General features: G+C 44.9%; 18 protein-coding genes. All 18 read right to left on the bottom strand.

Going from position 1 to position 17,922, the window contains the following annotated elements:
* Window positions 1-47 precede the first annotated feature (47 nt).
* Window positions 48-314 carry a F0F1 ATP synthase subunit C gene (gene atpE / locus QMF28_RS00090; protein WP_012357116.1) on the bottom strand — a complete coding sequence of 89 codons (267 nt, stop codon included), beginning with the start codon at window positions 312-314 and terminating at the stop codon, window positions 48-50.
* A 45-nt stretch (window positions 315-359) separates the two neighbouring features.
* Window positions 360-1,235 (bottom strand): F0F1 ATP synthase subunit A, encoded by an 876-nt coding sequence (gene atpB, locus QMF28_RS00085; protein ID WP_068320055.1) that lies wholly within the window; start codon window positions 1,233-1,235, stop codon window positions 360-362.
* A 40-nt stretch (window positions 1,236-1,275) separates the two neighbouring features.
* A complete protein-coding gene (locus QMF28_RS00080; protein ID WP_281742525.1) occupies window positions 1,276-1,770 on the bottom strand; it encodes an ATP synthase subunit I in 495 nt (164 codons plus the stop codon).
* A gap of 69 nt (window positions 1,771-1,839) precedes the next feature.
* A complete protein-coding gene (locus QMF28_RS00075) occupies window positions 1,840-2,730 on the bottom strand; it encodes a ParB/RepB/Spo0J family partition protein (RefSeq protein WP_068320051.1) in 891 nt (296 codons plus the stop codon).
* Window positions 2,731-2,753: 23 nt separating this feature from the next.
* Entirely contained in the window at window positions 2,754-3,524 is a 771-nt protein-coding gene (locus tag QMF28_RS00070) for a ParA family protein (RefSeq protein WP_068320049.1), read from the bottom strand.
* Between the two features lie 18 nt (window positions 3,525-3,542).
* Window positions 3,543-4,211, bottom strand: coding sequence for a 16S rRNA (guanine(527)-N(7))-methyltransferase RsmG (gene rsmG / locus QMF28_RS00065; RefSeq protein ID WP_281742523.1), 669 nt, complete (start codon window positions 4,209-4,211; stop codon window positions 3,543-3,545).
* Window positions 4,204-6,126: a tRNA uridine-5-carboxymethylaminomethyl(34) synthesis enzyme MnmG gene (mnmG, locus tag QMF28_RS00060; protein WP_281742522.1), complete on the bottom strand. Its 1,923-nt coding sequence runs from the start codon at window positions 6,124-6,126 to the stop codon at window positions 4,204-4,206. Before mnmG ends, rsmG begins: the two co-directional genes overlap by 8 nt.
* A 106-nt stretch (window positions 6,127-6,232) precedes the next feature.
* Complete coding sequence (locus QMF28_RS00055) at window positions 6,233-6,970, bottom strand: sulfite exporter TauE/SafE family protein (RefSeq protein WP_281742521.1); 738 nt, start codon at window positions 6,968-6,970, stop codon at window positions 6,233-6,235.
* Between the two features lie 124 nt (window positions 6,971-7,094).
* Window positions 7,095-8,024, bottom strand: coding sequence for a branched-chain amino acid ABC transporter permease (locus QMF28_RS00050; protein ID WP_216213199.1), 930 nt, complete (start codon window positions 8,022-8,024; stop codon window positions 7,095-7,097).
* A 2-nt stretch (window positions 8,025-8,026) separates the two neighbouring features.
* Entirely contained in the window at window positions 8,027-8,947 is a 921-nt protein-coding gene (locus QMF28_RS00045) for a branched-chain amino acid ABC transporter permease (RefSeq protein ID WP_068320040.1), read from the bottom strand.
* 16 nt (window positions 8,948-8,963) lie between these two features.
* Window positions 8,964-10,190 (bottom strand): ABC transporter substrate-binding protein, encoded by a 1,227-nt coding sequence (locus QMF28_RS00040; protein WP_068320659.1) that lies wholly within the window; start codon window positions 10,188-10,190, stop codon window positions 8,964-8,966.
* Between the two features lie 22 nt (window positions 10,191-10,212).
* Window positions 10,213-10,917, bottom strand: coding sequence for an ABC transporter ATP-binding protein (locus tag QMF28_RS00035; RefSeq protein ID WP_215348155.1), 705 nt, complete (start codon window positions 10,915-10,917; stop codon window positions 10,213-10,215).
* Window positions 10,914-11,681 (bottom strand): ABC transporter ATP-binding protein, encoded by a 768-nt coding sequence (locus tag QMF28_RS00030; protein WP_281742520.1) that lies wholly within the window; start codon window positions 11,679-11,681, stop codon window positions 10,914-10,916. The genes QMF28_RS00035 and QMF28_RS00030 overlap by 4 nt, the downstream gene beginning before the upstream one ends.
* 105 nt (window positions 11,682-11,786) lie before the next feature.
* Window positions 11,787-12,008, bottom strand: coding sequence for a DUF3717 domain-containing protein (locus QMF28_RS00025; protein WP_215350048.1), 222 nt, complete (start codon window positions 12,006-12,008; stop codon window positions 11,787-11,789).
* Between the two features lie 2 nt (window positions 12,009-12,010).
* Complete coding sequence (locus QMF28_RS00020) at window positions 12,011-12,505, bottom strand: SET domain-containing protein (RefSeq protein ID WP_216213190.1); 495 nt, start codon at window positions 12,503-12,505, stop codon at window positions 12,011-12,013.
* A gap of 3 nt (window positions 12,506-12,508) precedes the next feature.
* The gene (gene gyrB, locus QMF28_RS00015) at window positions 12,509-15,007 is read right to left on the bottom strand and encodes a DNA topoisomerase (ATP-hydrolyzing) subunit B (RefSeq protein WP_281742519.1); all 2,499 of its coding nucleotides are present in this window, start codon (window positions 15,005-15,007) and stop codon (window positions 12,509-12,511) included.
* Window positions 15,008-15,018: 11 nt separating this feature from the next.
* Window positions 15,019-16,134, bottom strand: a complete 1,116-nt coding sequence (gene dnaN, locus QMF28_RS00010; RefSeq protein ID WP_281742518.1) for a DNA polymerase III subunit beta — start codon at window positions 16,132-16,134, stop codon at window positions 15,019-15,021.
* A 263-nt stretch (window positions 16,135-16,397) separates the two neighbouring features.
* Window positions 16,398-17,822, bottom strand: coding sequence for a chromosomal replication initiator protein DnaA (gene dnaA / locus QMF28_RS00005; RefSeq protein WP_281742517.1), 1,425 nt, complete (start codon window positions 17,820-17,822; stop codon window positions 16,398-16,400).
* Between the last annotated feature and the right edge of the window lie 100 nt (window positions 17,823-17,922).

The following is a 17,922-nucleotide window of genomic DNA, read 5'->3' as shown; positions in this document are numbered from 1 at the left end:
TTGTTGAGAACAGTTGGATGACCCCTTGGTCATCCACGCCAAAACAATTACTTAATAACTGCGAGCAGTGGGTTTGCGAAAGCAAACAACATTGCCACACCAACGCCGATCAAGAACGCAGCGTCGATCAAACCGGCCAAAAGGAACATCTTAGTTTGGAGTGGCTCCATCAATTCTGGTTGACGTGCACAAGCTTCGATGTACTTACCGCCCATCAATGCAATACCTAAACAAGCACCGATCGCGCCGAGGCCGATGATGATGCCGATAGCGATTGCTGTGAAACCTTGAATGTTTGCGAGAAATTGTTGCATGTTGCTGACTCCTGAAGTTAAAGAGATAAGTTAAAAATAAAAATCTTAGTGATGGCTATGCGCTTGCCCGATGTAGACCAAGGTCAACATCATGAAAATAAAGGCTTGCAACAAAATAACCAAAATGTGGAAGATGGCCCAAGCTGATCCAGCAATAACATGGCCCACCAATCCGAACAGGGATAAATCTAAATTAAATGTCCACACACTACCTAGCAATGCGATCAACAAGAAAACTAACTCGCCGGCATACATGTTGCCGAAAAGTCGCATTCCCAATGAAACACCTTTAGCAAGATATTCGATGATGTTCAAAGCAAGGTTGAATGGGGCCAAGTACCACTTCGCGCCAAACGGGGCAGAAACGAGCTCATGCAAGAAGCCGCCAAAACCTTTTACTTTGAAGCTATAAAAGAAAACTAAGAGCAAGACGGACATAGACATGCCCATCGTTGCATTGAGGTCAGTTGTTGGAACAACTTTATGGTGTGGCACGTGCACGCCAAAACTTTCAATGAAATGATTTACGCCTAATACCCAATCCACCGGCACTAAGTCCAAGGTGTTGAGCAAGATGATCCAAAAGAACACAAATAGCGCAAGCGGGGCAATGTAGGAACGATCGCCATGAACAATACTCTTAGATTGTGTCTCTGCCATTTCAACGATCATTTCAACGAAGCACTGGAAACGACCTGGCACACCTGGGGTTGCGCGACGCGCTGCAATCAACAAAATAAATACAGCGAGCAAGCCCATGAGGGATGCCCAAAAAATAGTGTCTAAATTGATAATGCTGAAATCAATAATGGACGTCTGTGGTCCACCTGAGTTGTTGAGGTTTTGTAAGTGCTCTGAAATGTACGCTGTTGGCGTCATTTGTTCTGCTGCCCCGTGGGCTTGGTTTACTTCGCTAGACATCTCTTAACTAGTCCTTTGTTTCAATCTCAATTGTCACTACTTAGCGCCACAACCACGCCAGCCAAACACACTTCAAGGCAAGCAGGTAAGTCACCAATAAGGGGACCCAAAGCACGCCTGGGACTAAATACGCAATCCCAATAAACAGCATTAAGGTCACGACGATTTTGATAAATTCGCCTGAAACTAATGCCGCTAAAAATCTTCCTGGATTCAATATTTGCGATTTCTTTGCCAACTCCAACCTGATTAAAAACAGGGTTGAAGGCAAGACGCTAATTAAACCACCTAAAAACGCCGACTGAGTATAAAGGCTTACCCCTACCGGCTCCCCAAAAATTGACCAAAACACCATGCTGATAGCTGTAATCAACATTTGGGCCAACACTATCTTCCAAGGCGAAAGGGCTCGGTACTTTGCTGCATTATTCTGCTGCAACGCAACAATCTCTTCCTTGCTGTAGACCCGAATGGCTTCTTCTTCGGGCTCATCCCATTCATTTACCTCGGAAAATTGATTTTTTTGAGGAATCAATTTAGCCCCGAAAGTTTAATGTGTGCACTGCAATATGTCAAAGGATTTGGGGACATTTTTTGCCCCTATTTATGACTCAACGCCCAACTTTTTTAACAAAGAATCTAGCTCGTCGAATTGGCTAAAGCGAATTCTGAGCTCTCCACCCTTGCCTTTGAGCTTAAATTCCGTGCTCAAACCGATCAAATCTGCTATTTCCTGGGTTAAACGCTGCATATCAGGGTCGGCATTCTTTGTTGGGCTACCGGGCTTACTTTTAGCTTTTTTGTCGCCTATTTGGCCACCAGCAATCACCAAAGCAGCTGTCATTCTTTCCGCTTCACGGACTGATAGGCCTTGAGCAGAGATTCTTTGAGCTAATGCAACCTGGCTAGAGCCCGGAAGGGGGAGTAGCGCACGGGCGTGGCCCATATCTATGTCGCCAGCTAGCAGCATGGCCTGAACTGGCTTTGCCAGCTGGGCAAGGCGCAGTAAGTTGGTAATGGCACTGCGGGATTTGCCCACTGCTTTTGCAGCCTGCTCATGCGTAAAACCAAATTCCTCGATCAACCGAGCCAGACCCTGAGATTCTTCGAGAGGATTTAAGTCCTCGCGCTGCATATTTTCGACCAAGGCCATTGCTGCAGCAGCTTGATCATCTGCACCAGAAACTAAAACAGGAACCTCTTTTAAGCCGGCAATAGTAGCGGCACGAAAACGTCTTTCGCCTGCAATGATTTCATATTTGCCCGGGGCCACTAAACGAACCAACAGTGGCTGCATCACGCCTTGTTCGCGAATACTTTCTGCCAACTCTTGTAAAGCGCCCGCTTCCATTTTTTGACGTGGCTGATATTTACCTGCTTGAAGCGCTGTTAGCGGCAAGCGATTAATGTCGGTTGATGGGCTGGCTTGTTGGGTTTTTTCTCCAAGCAGGGCCTCAAGACCTCTACCCAAACCTTTTTTCTTAATGGCAACCATGTTCTATATTTTCTCTTTAAAAATTACATCTGCTTTATGCGTTCAACCATCTCAGCGCCAAACTCTAAATACGCTTTTGCGCCACGTGATGACTTGTCAAAAGCAACCCCAGGAAGCCCATAGGAAGGGGCTTCTGCTAGGCGCACATTGCGCGGAATAATAGATTTGAAAACTTTGTCGCCGAAGTGTTCGAGCAACTGATCAGAGACCTGTTGTTGCAATGTCATGCGCGCGTCAAACATTACGCGCAACAAACCAATAATGACTAAATCCGGATTTAAATTTGCGTGCACTTGTTTGATGGTGTTAACCAAATCAGACAAACCTTCTAACGCAAAATATTCACATTGCATAGGAACGATCACGCCGTTTGCTGCGCACAATCCATTGAGTGTTAGCAATGACAAAGCGGGTGGGCAATCGATCAAAATAAAATCATAGTCATCGGCGACCTGCGCAAGCGCATCCTTCAATCGCACTTCGCGTAAATCTAAATCTACTAATTCAATTTCAGCGCCAGCTAAATCGCGATTGGCTGGCAATACGTCATAGCCTGAACTTTCGCAACGCTGCGCACACTCCTTAACAGATGCCATGCCAATCAACACTTGATAGACGCTAGTATTTAAATCTGCCTTTTCAACCCCAGACCCCATAGTTGCATTGCCCTGGGGGTCTAAATCAACCAATAAAACCCGCTGTTTGAGTCCTGCCAAGCCTGCGGCCAAATTAACAGCAGTCGTGGTCTTACCAACGCCACCTTTTTGATTTGCGATACAGAATATTTTTGCCATAGCTACTTTTGGGTCTACTTAAAGGGTGAGAGTGGATTTTCTCACGGGGGCCAACACCAAAAGGCGCCGCTCCACCGCTAAATTAGGAATATGCAGGGGTTCATCGGCGACTAGGCGCCACTTCTCCATAGAAACACCTTTCATTTCATCGTCTGCACGCTTAGCCTTCATTGCGAACACCAGGCCATCAGGCTTCAGGAAAGGCAATGACAAATCTAAAAAGCGTGCCAGGCTAGTAAATGCACGAGAAATAACCGCATCAAACTGCGCTGGTTGATGCACTGCAGCATCTTCTACTCGCTCACAGAGTACTTCAATGTTTTTTAGCTTTAACTTTCCGCGCACATGCTGCAGAAATGCCGTCTTTTTACGTATGGCTTCAATCAAGGAAAGTTGCCACTCCGGCTGAACAATCGCAATCGGAATTGCCGGTAAGCCGCCGCCCGAACCGAGATCTGCAATCTTGGGTGATGGGCCCGTTAAAAACTGCCTAAGAACAGGTAAAACAGCAATAGAATCAATGAGATGCAGACGTATTGAATCTTTTTCACCCTCAATTGCTGTGAGGTTATGGACCCGATTCCAGCGCCCCATTTCTTGTAAAAATAACTCTAAATCGGCAATATTGGTCGCGCTTAATTTGAGGCCAAGATCCTCAATTCCTAAAGCAAGGAGTCCCTCACTCATGCGTTTCTTGAGTGCGCCCCAAGCCCTTTTTCAGATGCACCAACAAGAGGGATAGGGCTGCGGGAGTTACGCCTGAAATACGACCAGCTTGACCTAATGTTTCTGGTTTATGCAGATTAAGCTTTTGTTGTACTTCTTTGGACAAGCCAACAACCTGCGAATAATCGAGTGATTCTGGGAGAGGAAATGTCTCATTGTGTTCTTGACGGGCAATTTCGGTCGCTTGGCGCTCAATATAGCCCTGATATTTCACAGAAATCTCTACCTGGTCGCTTATTTGAGCAGCCAGCCCAAGATCTTCATCTAAAGATTCTGGCGCCCACATCCCATCGCCTAGAGTAGTAATTGCCTCATAAGTAATACCTGGGCGCCTCAAAAGCTCAGCCAAACTACATTCATGGGAAAGGTCTTGCCCTAATAATTGGGAGACAAAGGGGGCGGCCTCACTCTTAGGGCCCACCCAAATATTTTGCAATCGAGATGTTTCACGTGAAACAGCCTCCTGTTTTCTGCAAAATACTTCCCAGCGATAGTCATCTACCAAGCCCAGCTCTCGCCCAATAGTAGTCAAACGCATATCAGCGTTATCTTCCCGTAAGCTCAAACGGTATTCGGCACGGCTTGTAAACATCCGATAGGGCTCTTGAACCCCGCGAGTGATCAGATCATCAACCAAAACACCTATGTAAGACTCGCTACGCTTAGGCAACCAAGGCTCTTTTCCTTTAGCCGCCAAACCAGCATTGATGCCGGCCAGCATTCCCTGCGCCGCAGCCTCTTCATAGCCCGTGGTGCCATTGATCTGACCCGCAAAGTAAAGACCGCCAATAACCCTAGTCTCTAGACTATGGCGCAATTGGCGCGGATCAAAGAAGTCATACTCAATGGCATAGCCGGGACGGACGATTACTGCAGACTCCATACCCCGAATACTCCTAACCAAGTCCCACTGCACATCAAAAGGCAGGCTAGTGGAGATGCCGTTTGGATAGAATTCGTTGGTTGTTAAGCCCTCAGGCTCTAAAAAGATCTGATGGCTATTTCTAGAGGCAAAACGATGAATCTTGTCTTCGATAGAAGGGCAGTAGCGGGGACCAACACCCTCAATCACGCCCGTATACATCGGCGAGCGGTCTAAACCACCTCGAATAATGTCATGGGTTTTCTCATTTGTATGAGAAATCCAACAAGGAACCTGCTTGGGATGCTGCTCGGGACGGCCTAAATACGAAAATACCGGAACAGGGTCTAAATCCCCAGGCTGCTCCAACATTACCGAGAAATCAATCGTTCTGCCGTCAATTCGGGGTGGGGTACCCGTTTTAAGTCTGCCCTGAGGAAGCTTTAACTCTTTTAATCTAGCAGATAAAGAAATTGCCGCCGGATCACCTGCGCGACCGCCAGCATAATTATTCAATCCAACATGGATCTTTCCATCCAAAAAGGTGCCTGCTGTAAGCACAACCTTTTTAGCCATAAACTCCAGGCCCATTTGCGTAACAACGCCCTGTACCTCATCGCCTTTTACCAGCAGATCATCAACAGCAGCCTGAAATAGACTTAAATTTGGTTGGTTTTCTAAACGACGGCGAATTGCGGCTTTATATAGAACACGGTCGCCCTGGGCACGGGTGGCCCTTACAGCAGGGCCCTTGCTTGAATTAAGGATTCGAAACTGGATGCCGGCTTCGTCAGTGGCCGCAGCCATCGCACCACCCATTGCATCTATCTCTTTTACTAAATGACCTTTACCAATCCCGCCGATGGAGGGATTGCAACTCATCGCCCCTAAATTTTCAATACTGTGAGTAATCAGTAGCGTATCGCAACCCATGCGAGCTGAGGCGAGGGCAGCCTCAGTCCCGGCGTGACCGCCGCCAACCACAATGACATCGAAATTTTTGGAATAACGCATGATTTGCCTCAGATAGGGCGATGATCATAGCATTTTGTTTGTTTCACGTGAAACAAAACATTACAAATATCTTAAAAACTAAAAGGTGTATTTCTAAGTAATTGATTTAATTGGAAAAATAGGCATCCCAAGCGGACTTCAAAATTAGCACACTCACAATAAGTAGAAAAGCCTTTCTAACAAAGGTGCTGCCATGCTTGATTGCAAGACGACTTCCGAACTGACTGCCTGCAATATTGGCCACCATCATGGCAAACCCAAGGGCCCAATTAATTTGCCCCAGGCTAGCTAACATCAAAATTGCCGCTAGATTGGTTGCAACATTCACCAGCTTTGTTGCAGCAGAGGCATGAAGAAAATCAAAGCTGAAGAATCGAACAAATCCAAATAGTAAGAAACTGCCCGTGCCCGGCCCAAAGAAGCCGTCATAAAAACCAATTGTTAACCCAAGAATTGCAGCCTTAAGCCGTTGAAAGCGTCCAAGAGTTTTTGGCGCGTGAGCCTCACCGAGTGAAGGCTGAAACCAGGTATACAACAACAGAAATAACAATACAAAAGGCAAAGCCTTGCGAAGTGGTTCTGCCGGAAAGTTACTTACCGCATTAGCGCCCAACAACGAACCAACAAAACCCGCAACAATTGCGGGGCCAACAACAGCCCACGGCAAAGACACATGACGTAAATATCTTCGCGCAGCATTGAGCGTTCCGCCAACCGCAGACACCTTATTAGTTGAGAGCAAGGTTGCAGGCGGCGCATCTGGATAGGCCGCAAAAAGGGCGGGAACCTGAATTAGGCCACCACCACCAGCTACCGCATCAACCAGCCCGGCAAAAAAAGCCATCGCCAAAAGCAGTGGCCAGATATAGATTGAAAATTCGATGAGAGTCTCTTTTAATTAAATGAGTGTGGCGCAATTAAAAATTGACGCCACACTAAAACCAAATAATAAAAGGAAAAAACAAAAATTAGTTTTTGTTTTTGAAGTGCGCAGCGATTTCACCAACAACGCCGCGACGGAAAGCTAGAACACAAATTACAAAAATAAATCCAGTGGCAATTGTGCTCCAAGATCCAATGTTAGCTAAATAGTTTTGCAAACCAACAACAATTCCTGCGCCAACTACTGGACCAAGAATGGTTCCCATTCCCCCAAGCAAAGTCATCAATACAACTTCGCCTGACATATGCCAATGAACGTCCGTAAGTGTTGCCAACTGAAACACCAAGGACTTCATTGATCCAGCAAGGCCAGCCAATGCTGCAGAAATAACAAACGACATTAATTTAAATCGATCAACGTCATAACCCAAAGAAATTGCGCGTGGCTCATTTTCACGAATAGCTTTGAGTACCTGACCAAACGGGGAATGAACCGCGCGCATGATCAAGGCGAAGCCAAACAGGAAAACAGCCAATACAAAGTAGTACATCGCTACGTCATCTTTTAGGTCAATAAAACCAAATAACATTCCACGAGGTACGCCTTGAATACCATCCTCACCACCAGTAAAAGGTAGTTGGACAGCTAAAAAATAAATCATTTGCGAAAGAGCCAACGTCACCATCGCAAAGTAGATTCCTTGCCTACGAATGGCCAGGGATCCAATTAGGAAGCCTAAAATCCCCGAGCCAACAACGCCCAAGATAATCCCCAATTCAGGAGAAAGGCCCGCCTCTTTACAAAAGTAAGCGGTGATGTACGCCGCCGTTCCAAAGAATGCAGCATGGCCAAATGACAGCAAGCCTGTAAAACCTAGAAGCAAATTAAATGCGCATGCGAACAATGCAAAACATAAAACCTTCATCGCAAACACAAGGTAAATAAAATCTTGGAACGGCAATAACAGTCCAATAAGGACCAAAATTCCGTAAAGTAGTTTTGTTTTTGGATTCATGCTTATTTCTCCCGCCCAAACAGTCCAGCAGGACGAACCAACAAAACAATTGCCATGATCACAAAAATCACAACTCCTGAAGCTTCTGGGTAAAAGACTTTTGTGAGGCCCTCAATTAAACCCAAACCCAAACCAGTCAAGATGGCGCCCATGATGGAGCCCATGCCGCCAATCACCACCACCGCAAAAACAACGATGATGAGGTTGGAACCCATTAGCGGGTTTACTTGAAAAATAGGGGCAGCTAAGACACCGGCAAAACCAGCCAAGCCAACGCCATAGGCGTAAGCCAACGAAATCATTAGGGGAACATTAATACCGAAAGCCTGTAGTAATTTAGGGTTTTCAGTTCCAGCACGCAAATAGGCGCCCAACTTTGTTCTTTCAATCACGTACCAGGTGGAGAAACAAACCACTAGAGAGATGATCACCACCCATACTCGATACTTCGGCAAAATAATGCCGAGAGACTCGAGAGGAATAGCGCCCTGCAGCATCTCTGGGGCTGGATAGCTCTCACCAGAGATTCCGTACCAATGACGGAACATGCCCTCAATAATGAGTGCCAAACCAAATGTCAGCAAAAGACCGTATAAATGGTCTAAGTGATACAGACGGCGCAGCATCGTGCGCTCCAGAATTAAACCGAAGCCCGCCAAAACCAGCGGGACAACAATTAAAGCAAACCAATAATTGATAGATAGCTCAGGAAAGCCGAGCCATTGGCTGATTTGAGTTAAACCAATCCAAGCAATAAATGCACCCATGGTGTACTGAGCACCATGCGCAAAATTAATGATGTTAAGAAGGCCAAAAATAATGGCCAACCCCAAACTCAATATGGCATAGAAAGAGCCATTAATAAGCCCCACCAAGAGCTGGGCAACCAGCCCTTGAGGGGTAATTCCAAGAAGTTCAAACATACTTAATAGAGATCAATTACTTGTTAGTAACCAGCTTGCATCGTGACAATGAAAGTGGTTGAGTCGCTTCAGCAGCAGGAATCACCGCCTTGACGTTGTAATAATCCCATGGGCTCTTAGAATCAGATGGCTTCTTCACTTCTAGCAAATACATATCATGCTCAAACTTGCCGTCAGCACGAATCTTGCCTTTGAACAAACCATCGTCAATGTTTGTAGACTTCAAAGCCTTCATCACCGCCTGGGTGTCATCGGTGCCAGCTTTTTGTACAGCATTCAAATAAGCAAGAACGGATGAGTAAACACCAGCCTGAACGCTGGAAGGCATACGCTTATGTTGCAAGATAAAGCGTTTTGCAAAAGCACGGGTCTTGTCGTCTTTATCCCAGTAGAAACCTTCTGTGAGGTACATGCCTTGAGCAGCATTTAAACCTAAAGAGTGAACATCGGTAATAAACATCAACAAAGGCACAACAGTTTGCTTTTTATTGATACCAAACTCGGAAGCCTGCTTAACACTGTTGATGGTGTCTTGCCCGGCGTTTGCCAAAGCAACTACGTCAGCACCACTAGCTTGAGCCTTCAGGAGGTAGGAAGAAAAGTCGCTGTTTGGGAATGGGTGCTTGCTGGTTCCCAATACCTTACCGCCATTAGCATTAACAACGTTGGTTGAGTCTTTCTCCAAAGCCGCGCCGAAAGCGTAGTCAGCAGTAAGGAAGTACCAATTCTTTTTACCTTGCTTTACAACTGCTTTAGCTGTGCCGTTTGAAAGCGCATAGGTGTCATAGGTCCAATGAACGTTATTAGCAGTACATTTCTCATTGGTGATTGGCAAAGAAGCTGCGCCAGAAACCAAAGTAATCTTGTTCTTTTGTTCGGCAACCTCCATTACAGCCAAAGCAACGTTGGTTGAAACCAACTCAACAATAACGTCTACGCCATCTTTGTCGTACCACTCGCGAGCCTTGTTTGCAGCAATATCAGCCTTGTTCTGGTGATCGGCGCTAACTAACTCAATCTTCTTGCCGATTACAGTGCCGTCTTTAGAAAAATCTGCAATCGCCATCTTTGCTGCAATTACAGCACCTGGACCAGCCAAATCAGAATAGGTTGAGGAAAGGTCGGTCAACACACCAATCTTAATAACATCGCCACTAACCTTCGGTGCGCTTTGCGCAAACACTGGGTTTGAACCAAACATGGTCGCCGCAACCAGACACGCGGTTATTTGCTTTAACTTCATTGCCATCTCCTATAGAAATCCACTAAACACCAAGATACTCATTTAATAAAGCCGCTTTTTCAGCAAGCTCATTCTGATTTACAACCTCAACCACATTTCCATGTTCAACAACATAGTGGCGATCAGCCAAAGGTGCCGCAAAACGGAAATTCTGCTCAACCAAAACAATGGTGAAACCCTTATTGCGCAGACTGGTTACAACCTCGCCAAGCTTTTGCACAATAACTGGAGCCAAACCTTCGGTAATTTCATCAAGCAACAGAAGCTTAGCGCCCGTTCTCAGAATACGAGCCATGGCCAGCATTTGTTGCTCACCACCAGAAAGACGAGTACCGGGGCTATTTCTTCTTTCGTAGAGATTGGGAAACATTTCATAAATCTCGTCCAAACCCATGCCGCCTGGAGCGATCTCTGGCAAAAGCAACAAATTCTCTTCGGTGCTTAAGCTTGCAAAAATCCCTCTTTCTTCGGGGCAAAAACCGACGCCCAGGCGCGCAATCTTGTACGTAGGCATTGAAATTGTTTGCGTGCCGTAAACCTCTACAGAACCGGTTCTCTTGCTGGTCAAACCAAGAATGGTTTTAAGAATGGTGCTTCTTCCGGCACCATTTCTTCCAAGCAAGGTGACAACCTCTCCATCTCGCACGGCAAAATTTACGCCGTGCAAAATGTGTGATTCGCCATACCAAGACTCTAGGTTTTTAACCTCTAATGCCATGGTGCTCATAGGTTGTCTCCCCCATGGCTTCCCATATAGGCCTCGACAACCAATGGATTGTTAGAAACCTCGTGATAAGACCCTTCGGCCAAAACTGAGCCGCGCTGCAATACAGTAATTCGGTCTGCAATAGAAGAAACTACCTTCATATTGTGCTCAACCATGAGAATCGTCCGCCCTTTGGCAACGCGATCAATTAATTCGGTTACACGCTCTACATCCTCGTGACCCATGCCTTGGGTTGGCTCATCCAAGAGCATTAACTCTGGCTCCATAGCCAACGTGGTTGCAATTTCGAGCGCCCTTTTGCGGCCATAAGCCAGGTTTAGGGTTTCTTCGTTCGCAAAGCCTTCCAACCCAACCTCATGAAGAAGCTCTAGGGCACGCTCGTTTAAAACATTTAACGAGTTGCCGGACTTCCAAAAATGAAACTCGGTTCCCAATCCTCGCTGCAGTGCAACACGAACATTCTCAATAACCGTCAGATGGGGGAAAACCGCTGAAATTTGAAAAGATCGAATAACGCCTCGGCGAGCAATCTGTGCGGGGGCCTCATTGGTAATGTCTAAACCATTAAATAGGATTTGACCGCTACTAGGCTCTAAAAATTTAGTGAGCAAGTTAAAGCAGGTGGTTTTACCGGCGCCGTTTGGCCCAATCAAAGCGTGAATAGTTCCCCGGGTGACATCCAGGTTCACATCGGTGACCGCAGAAAATCCTTTAAAGGATTTTCCCAGTCCAATTGTTTTTAATATTGTTTCTTGCAATCTCATACCCTCTGCCCCCTACTTGGGAGCAAGAATATGAGAATACCCCAAGATAGCTTCGCTATATATAGCAATAACCCTAAACAACTCGGGGAAGGCGAACAAAAATGTTTAAGCTATTTTTTGAAATTGTTGAATTGCGGAACGGGCCATATCATCGAGAACATCCACCGGGACCCGTTGAGCACCCTGCACAATCATCAACGCATAAGGCTTAGCAAGCGCTGAGGCCTCAGGACAAAGACGCAACTCATCGCCCTCTGATGGTGATTGGCTGCGCCAATAATTGATTGCCGCCTCTAACTCTTGAATTGTTACAAACAACATAGAAATTTTTACTTCTCTTTTGTTGCCAACATGGTACCGCGACACTTTTTAGCACCACAGCGGCACTCATAATCTTTTTTCATTTGCTTGGTAATTTTTCCCTCGATATCTAGTGAATAGTCATAAAACAACTCTTCACCAACCTTGAGGGCGCGCTTTGCATAAATAAACACTCTTGGCTCGCCGTCGAAAGTATCTTCACGGGTTTCACAACTAGGCTTGCAGGAGTGATTGATCCAGCGCGCAGCATTGCCACCATACTTTGCATCAATTACACGACCATCCTCTAGTGAAAAGTAAAAGGTATGGTTGGGGTCTTTGGGATCATGTGGATGACGCTTTTCAGCCAACTTCCAACTGATGCGCTCACCCTTGTATTCAATGATTGCCTCACCCTTTTTTATTGGCTTTGCAACAAAAACACCTTTGCCATGAATTGGGGAGGATTTAACAACAATAGAAGATCTGTCCACCTTTGGTGGTTTTAATTTTTTGTCAGCCATTTTTTATACGTCTAAGTTACGAGCAATCAGGGCGTTCTTTTCAATAAACGCTCGACGAGGTTCAACCTCATCACCCATTAGGGTTGTAAAGACTTGGTCTGCGGCAATCGCATCTTCAATCTTTACCTGCAAAAGCGTTCTTGAGTTTGCATCCATGGTGGTTTCCCACAACTGTGATGGATTCATCTCGCCAAGACCCTTGTAGCGCTGACGACTTAATACGCGCTCTGCTTCAGACAACAACCAAGCAAAAGCAGCTCTAAAGTCACCAATAGTTTGCTCTTTCTGGTTTTTGTCTGGGTCGCCGCGACGAACTTTGGATCCTGAAACAACCTTGCCAGACAAAACTGCAGCTGCATTTGCCAGGCTTTGATAATCGTCACCATGTACAAAGTCAGAGTTAATAGAAGATAGCTTGAGGTTTCCATGAATGCGACGGGACAGCAGTAAGCGGAAACGTTCTGTGCGGTCTTCTTTTTGCACAATAATTTCTGGTGCCACAGCCAAAGGATTTAAAGAGACCGCGAGCGCTTGGCGTAAACGATCAGCAGACTCGTTAGCTGATTTTTCAGTATCCAGATTTAATGAGGTGCCTGAAGCAATAGCGCGCAGAGCATCTTCATCAATAGTGCGAGAAAGTCGGTCAACAATCGATTGAATCACTTGATAGTGTTTTGCCAACTCATTTAATGCTTCACCTTCAATAACTTCACCTGAAGGTGTTTGTAGAGAGGCGGTTTCAAGGGCAATCTTCAATAACAATTGATTTAGTTCGTTGTCATCTTTAATGTATTGCTCGCTCTTACCAAACTTCACTTTGTAAAGTGGTGGTTGAGCAATATAAATATGGCCGCGCTCAATTAACTCAGGCATTTGTCTATAGAAGAAGGTTAATAAAAGCGTGCGAATGTGGCTTCCGTCAACGTCCGCGTCGGTCATGATGATGATGCGGTGATAACGGAGTTTATCGGCTTTGTATTCTTCAATACCAATACCCGTACCAAGAACAGTAATTAAAGTAACCACCTCTTGGCTTGCAAGCATTTTATCAAAGCGAGCTTTTTCAACATTAAGGATTTTTCCTTTTAAAGGAAGAATCGCTTGGAAGCGACGATCGCGCCCTTGCTTAGCAGATCCGCCCGCAGAATCACCCTCAACAATAAATAATTCAGACTTTGATGGGTCTTTTTCTTGGCAATCAGCCAACTTTCCAGGCAAACCTAATCCATCTAACGCGCCCTTACGACGGGTCATATCTCGCGCTTTGCGCGCCGCTTCACGAGCGCGAGCTGCGTCAACAATTTTGCCGCACAAAATCTTTGCGTCTGCTGGGCGCTCTTGCAAATAAGCACTTAAAGCTTCAGCAACAATTTCTTCTACTGGTCCACGCACCTCACTTGAAACCAACTTATCTTTGGTTTGACTGGAGAATTTTGGTTCCGGAACCTTAACTGATAAAACACAAGCTAAGCCCTCGCGCATGTCGTCACCAGATATCTCTACTTTTGCTTTCTTAGCAACTTCGTTTTCATCAATATATTTATTAATGACGCGAGTCATTGCTGCGCGCAAACCAGTTAAGTGGGTACCGCCATCTCGTTGCGGAATGTTATTAGTAAAACAGAGTACTTGTTCACTAAAACTGTCATTCCACTGCATAGATACTTCAGCGGTAATTTGACCACCGAGATCAGAAGGACGAACGCCTTCTGCATAGAAAATGTTTGGGTGTAAAACATTTTTAGTTTGATTGATGTACTCAACAAAACCTTTAACACCACCAGAGAAGGCAAAGTCTTCTTCTTGACCAGTGCGCTGGTCAATTAACTTAATGTGAACGCCATTATTTAAGAAGGAAAGCTCACGAATGCGCTTCACCAAAATTTCATAATGGAATTCTACGTTTCCAAAAATCTCTTCATCAGCTAGGAAGTGAACTTCAGTTCCAGAAAGTTCTGTATCACCAGTAACAGTAATTGGGGAAACTAAAACACCATTTTCATCGACAACATTACGGTTTTGAATTACGCCGCGCGCAAATTCCATGTAATGCGCTTTACCGTCACGACGAATGGTTAGCTTTAACCATTTGGATAATGCGTTTACACAACTAACACCTACCCCGTGTAGACCACCAGAAACTTTATAACTGTTTTGGTCGAACTTACCACCAGCATGTAGTTCAGTCATAACGATTTCAGCAGCACTTCGCTTGGGCTCATGCTTATCGTCGTATTTAATACCTGTAGGAACTCCACGCCCGTTATCAACGATAGAGATTGAGTTATCAGTTTGGATAACTACGGTGATTTCAGAGCAATACCCTGCTAATGCCTCGTCAATTGAGTTATCTAACACCTCAAAAACAAGATGGTGTAAACCGGTTCCATCAGAGGTATCCCCGATGTACATACCAGGACGTTTACGAACAGCCTCAAGACCCTCTAAGATTTGAATCGATGCAGCGCCGTAATGCTCTACTACTTTTTTTTCTTCAGTCATTTTTTTCTAAGTTAAATACGCATTGGCATCACAACATACTTAAAGCTCTCTGAGCCAGGCAGAGTAACTACAGCACTACTATTCGCATCACCCAAACTAATTTGAATCTTTTCATTCTTGAGGTTTGATAAAACATCAAGTAAATAACTTACATTAAACCCAATCTCTACTGCATCACCTGAGTACTCAGTCTCAATCTCTTCTTGCGCCTCTTCTTGTTCAGCGTTAGTTGATTGAATTGTGATTCGATTAGGGGATAAAGAGAAACGAACACCTTTAAATTTATCAGTTGTCAAAATGGCAGCACGTTGAAGAGCGGATTGCAATGCATCTCTGCCAACCACTAATGAATTCTTCTGGCCCTTAGGGATCACCCTTTGAAAATCCGGGAATTTACCTTCAACCAACTTTGAAATTAACTCAATATCACCAAAGGAAAACTTCACCTGGTTTGCAGTCAAACTAATCTCAAGAGACTCATCGGAGTCTTCCAATAAATGCTGACACTCCAAAATAGTTTTGCGTGGAATGATGATTTCTTGCTTCTGACCTGAGCCGGATGGCGCTTCAGCCAACTCAACCTGTGAATACGCAAGACGATGACCGTCTGTTGCAACAGCAACAACATCCTTGCCCTCAATCACCAGCAACATACCGTTCAAGTAGTAACGAATATCTTGCTGAGCCATTGAAAAATGCACCTGGCTAATTAATTGACGGAAACTTTTCTGAGACATCTTCCATGCAGCAGTAACTTCACCAACACTTTGCATTACAGGGAACTCTGTTGCAGACAGAGTCTGCAAAGAAAAGCGGCTCTTACCGCTCTGTACCACCATCTTGTTGTCTTTAAGGTTTAAGGAAACTGGCCCCTCAGGTAAGGCACGCAAAATATCCAATAATTTTCTTGCAGCAACAGTGGTTGTTACATCTTCAGTACCAACACCAAAATTAGCATTGGTTGTAATCTGAATTTCAATATCAGTGGAAATAAAAGAAACTTTCTCACCAACTTTTTTAAACAAGAGGTTTGCCAAAATTGGCAATGTATGTCTACGTTCAACAATTCCACTAACAACCTGAAGAGGTTTTAGTAAGTTATCGCGTGAAGTGTTAACGAGTTGCATTGCTTTTAAATCCTTGTATATATCTTAGTAGTAATAGTAATAAGGGTTTGAAATTCCGTGGATAAGTCAAAAACACCCTATAAAACAACACCTTAAACGCTAAAAAACCTGTGGAAAACTTTTGTATAAGCACTGCATAAAACGGGGATAACTTTTTATCAACACCCTATTTTTGCATGAAGCTGAGACTTTCCACAATTTATCCACATGTAATCCCCAAACTTATCCCTAGGGTTCTCCACAACCTTATCCACAACCCAGAATCAAGCTTTCAAAGTTTGTTCAATGACGTGAATTTCATGGTTCAGCTGACTGTCGTGAGCACGCTCGTCCGCAATCTTCCGAACTGCATGTAAAACCGTTGTATGATCTCTGCCACCGAACAACTCCCCAATCTCTGGGAGACTTTTTTGTGTCAACTCTTTGGCCATAAACATCGCGATTTGGCGGGGTCTAGCTATGTTTGCAGGACGCTTCTTTGAATACATATCCGCAACCTTAATGCTATAAAAATCAGCAACGGATTTTTGGATGTTTTCTACAGAAATTTGTCGATTTTGAATTGACAACAAGTCCTTTAGCGCCGTTCTAGCAACCTCAATTGTTACCTCTTTGCCGTGAAAGCGTACAAAAGCCAAAATCTTTCTTAAAGCACCCTCAAGCTCTCTAACGTTTGAGCGAAGGTGCTTTGCCACAAAGAAAGCGACATCCTCACTCATGGGGATGCCCTCATTAATTGCTTTCTTCATCAAAATAGCAACCCGCATTTCAAGTTCTGGGGGCTCAATTGCCACAGTTAAGCCTGAATCAAAGCGGGATATAAGTCGATCGTCGATACCTGCCATTTCTTTGGGATAGGTATCACTAGTAATAATGACTTGGGACTTGTTGCTTAGTAGGGCCTCAAAAGCATAGAAAAACTCTTCCTGCGTTCTGGACTTCCCGCTAAAAAACTGAATATCGTCAATTAAGAGAAGGTCTAAGGAGTGGTAGTAGCGCTTAAAGCGGTCAAAAGCCTTTTGTTGGTAGGCGCGCACTACGTCCGAAACATATTGTTCTGCATGGATGTAGCGGATTCTAGCGTTGGGCTTCTCCTTAAGAAGATGGTTGCCGATTGCGTGGATCAAGTGGGTTTTACCTAGCCCCACACCGCCGTATAAAAACATGGGGTTATACGAGGTGCCGGGATTGTGGGCAACCTGAATTGACGCAGCTCGTGCCAACTGGTTTGCTTTACCAGTCACAAATGTTTCGAATGTGAGATTTGGGTTTAGTTTTGAGTGGTCCTCAATCTCAAAACCCCCTTCTTCGACAGAAATAACAGGCTCCACAACCTCTGGAGCAGCCGCTTTTTGTTGTACCTCTTCAGGCGCAATCGTTTTATTGCTCTCTGGATTTACCTCGGTCGCCAATGTAAACCCTACATTTATGGGGCGACCAAAGTACTGAGATGCCAACTCTTGAAAGCGGTCGGCAAAAGTTTTCTTGATCCAATCTAACTTAAAGCGGTTTGGCGCACCTATTGTTAGTGAGTCATCACTTTCAACGAAGGATAATAAAGTTAGGGGCTGAATCCATGTTTTAAACTGTTGGGGCGACAGTTCGCGAGATAAAATGCCAATGGCATCATCCCAAAATCCCAGTGGGCTTATTGAATTCAAGGCGGGGGGATTGTGTAAGTTGCTCATATTTTTGGAGGATCCATTGTAGCGATCCCCTAAAGTTATCCACAAGCTAGAAAAACGTGGAAAACCTGTGGATAACTTGTGAATAATAGAAAAATCTCTA

Origin of the sequence: Polynucleobacter yangtzensis (genome assembly GCF_027924165.1) — a bacterium.
GTDB classification, from domain to species: Bacteria; Pseudomonadota; Gammaproteobacteria; order Burkholderiales; family Burkholderiaceae; genus Polynucleobacter; species Polynucleobacter yangtzensis.
Note: the sequence above shows the minus strand (reverse complement) of the source record. Positions and strands in the feature narration are given on the sequence as shown.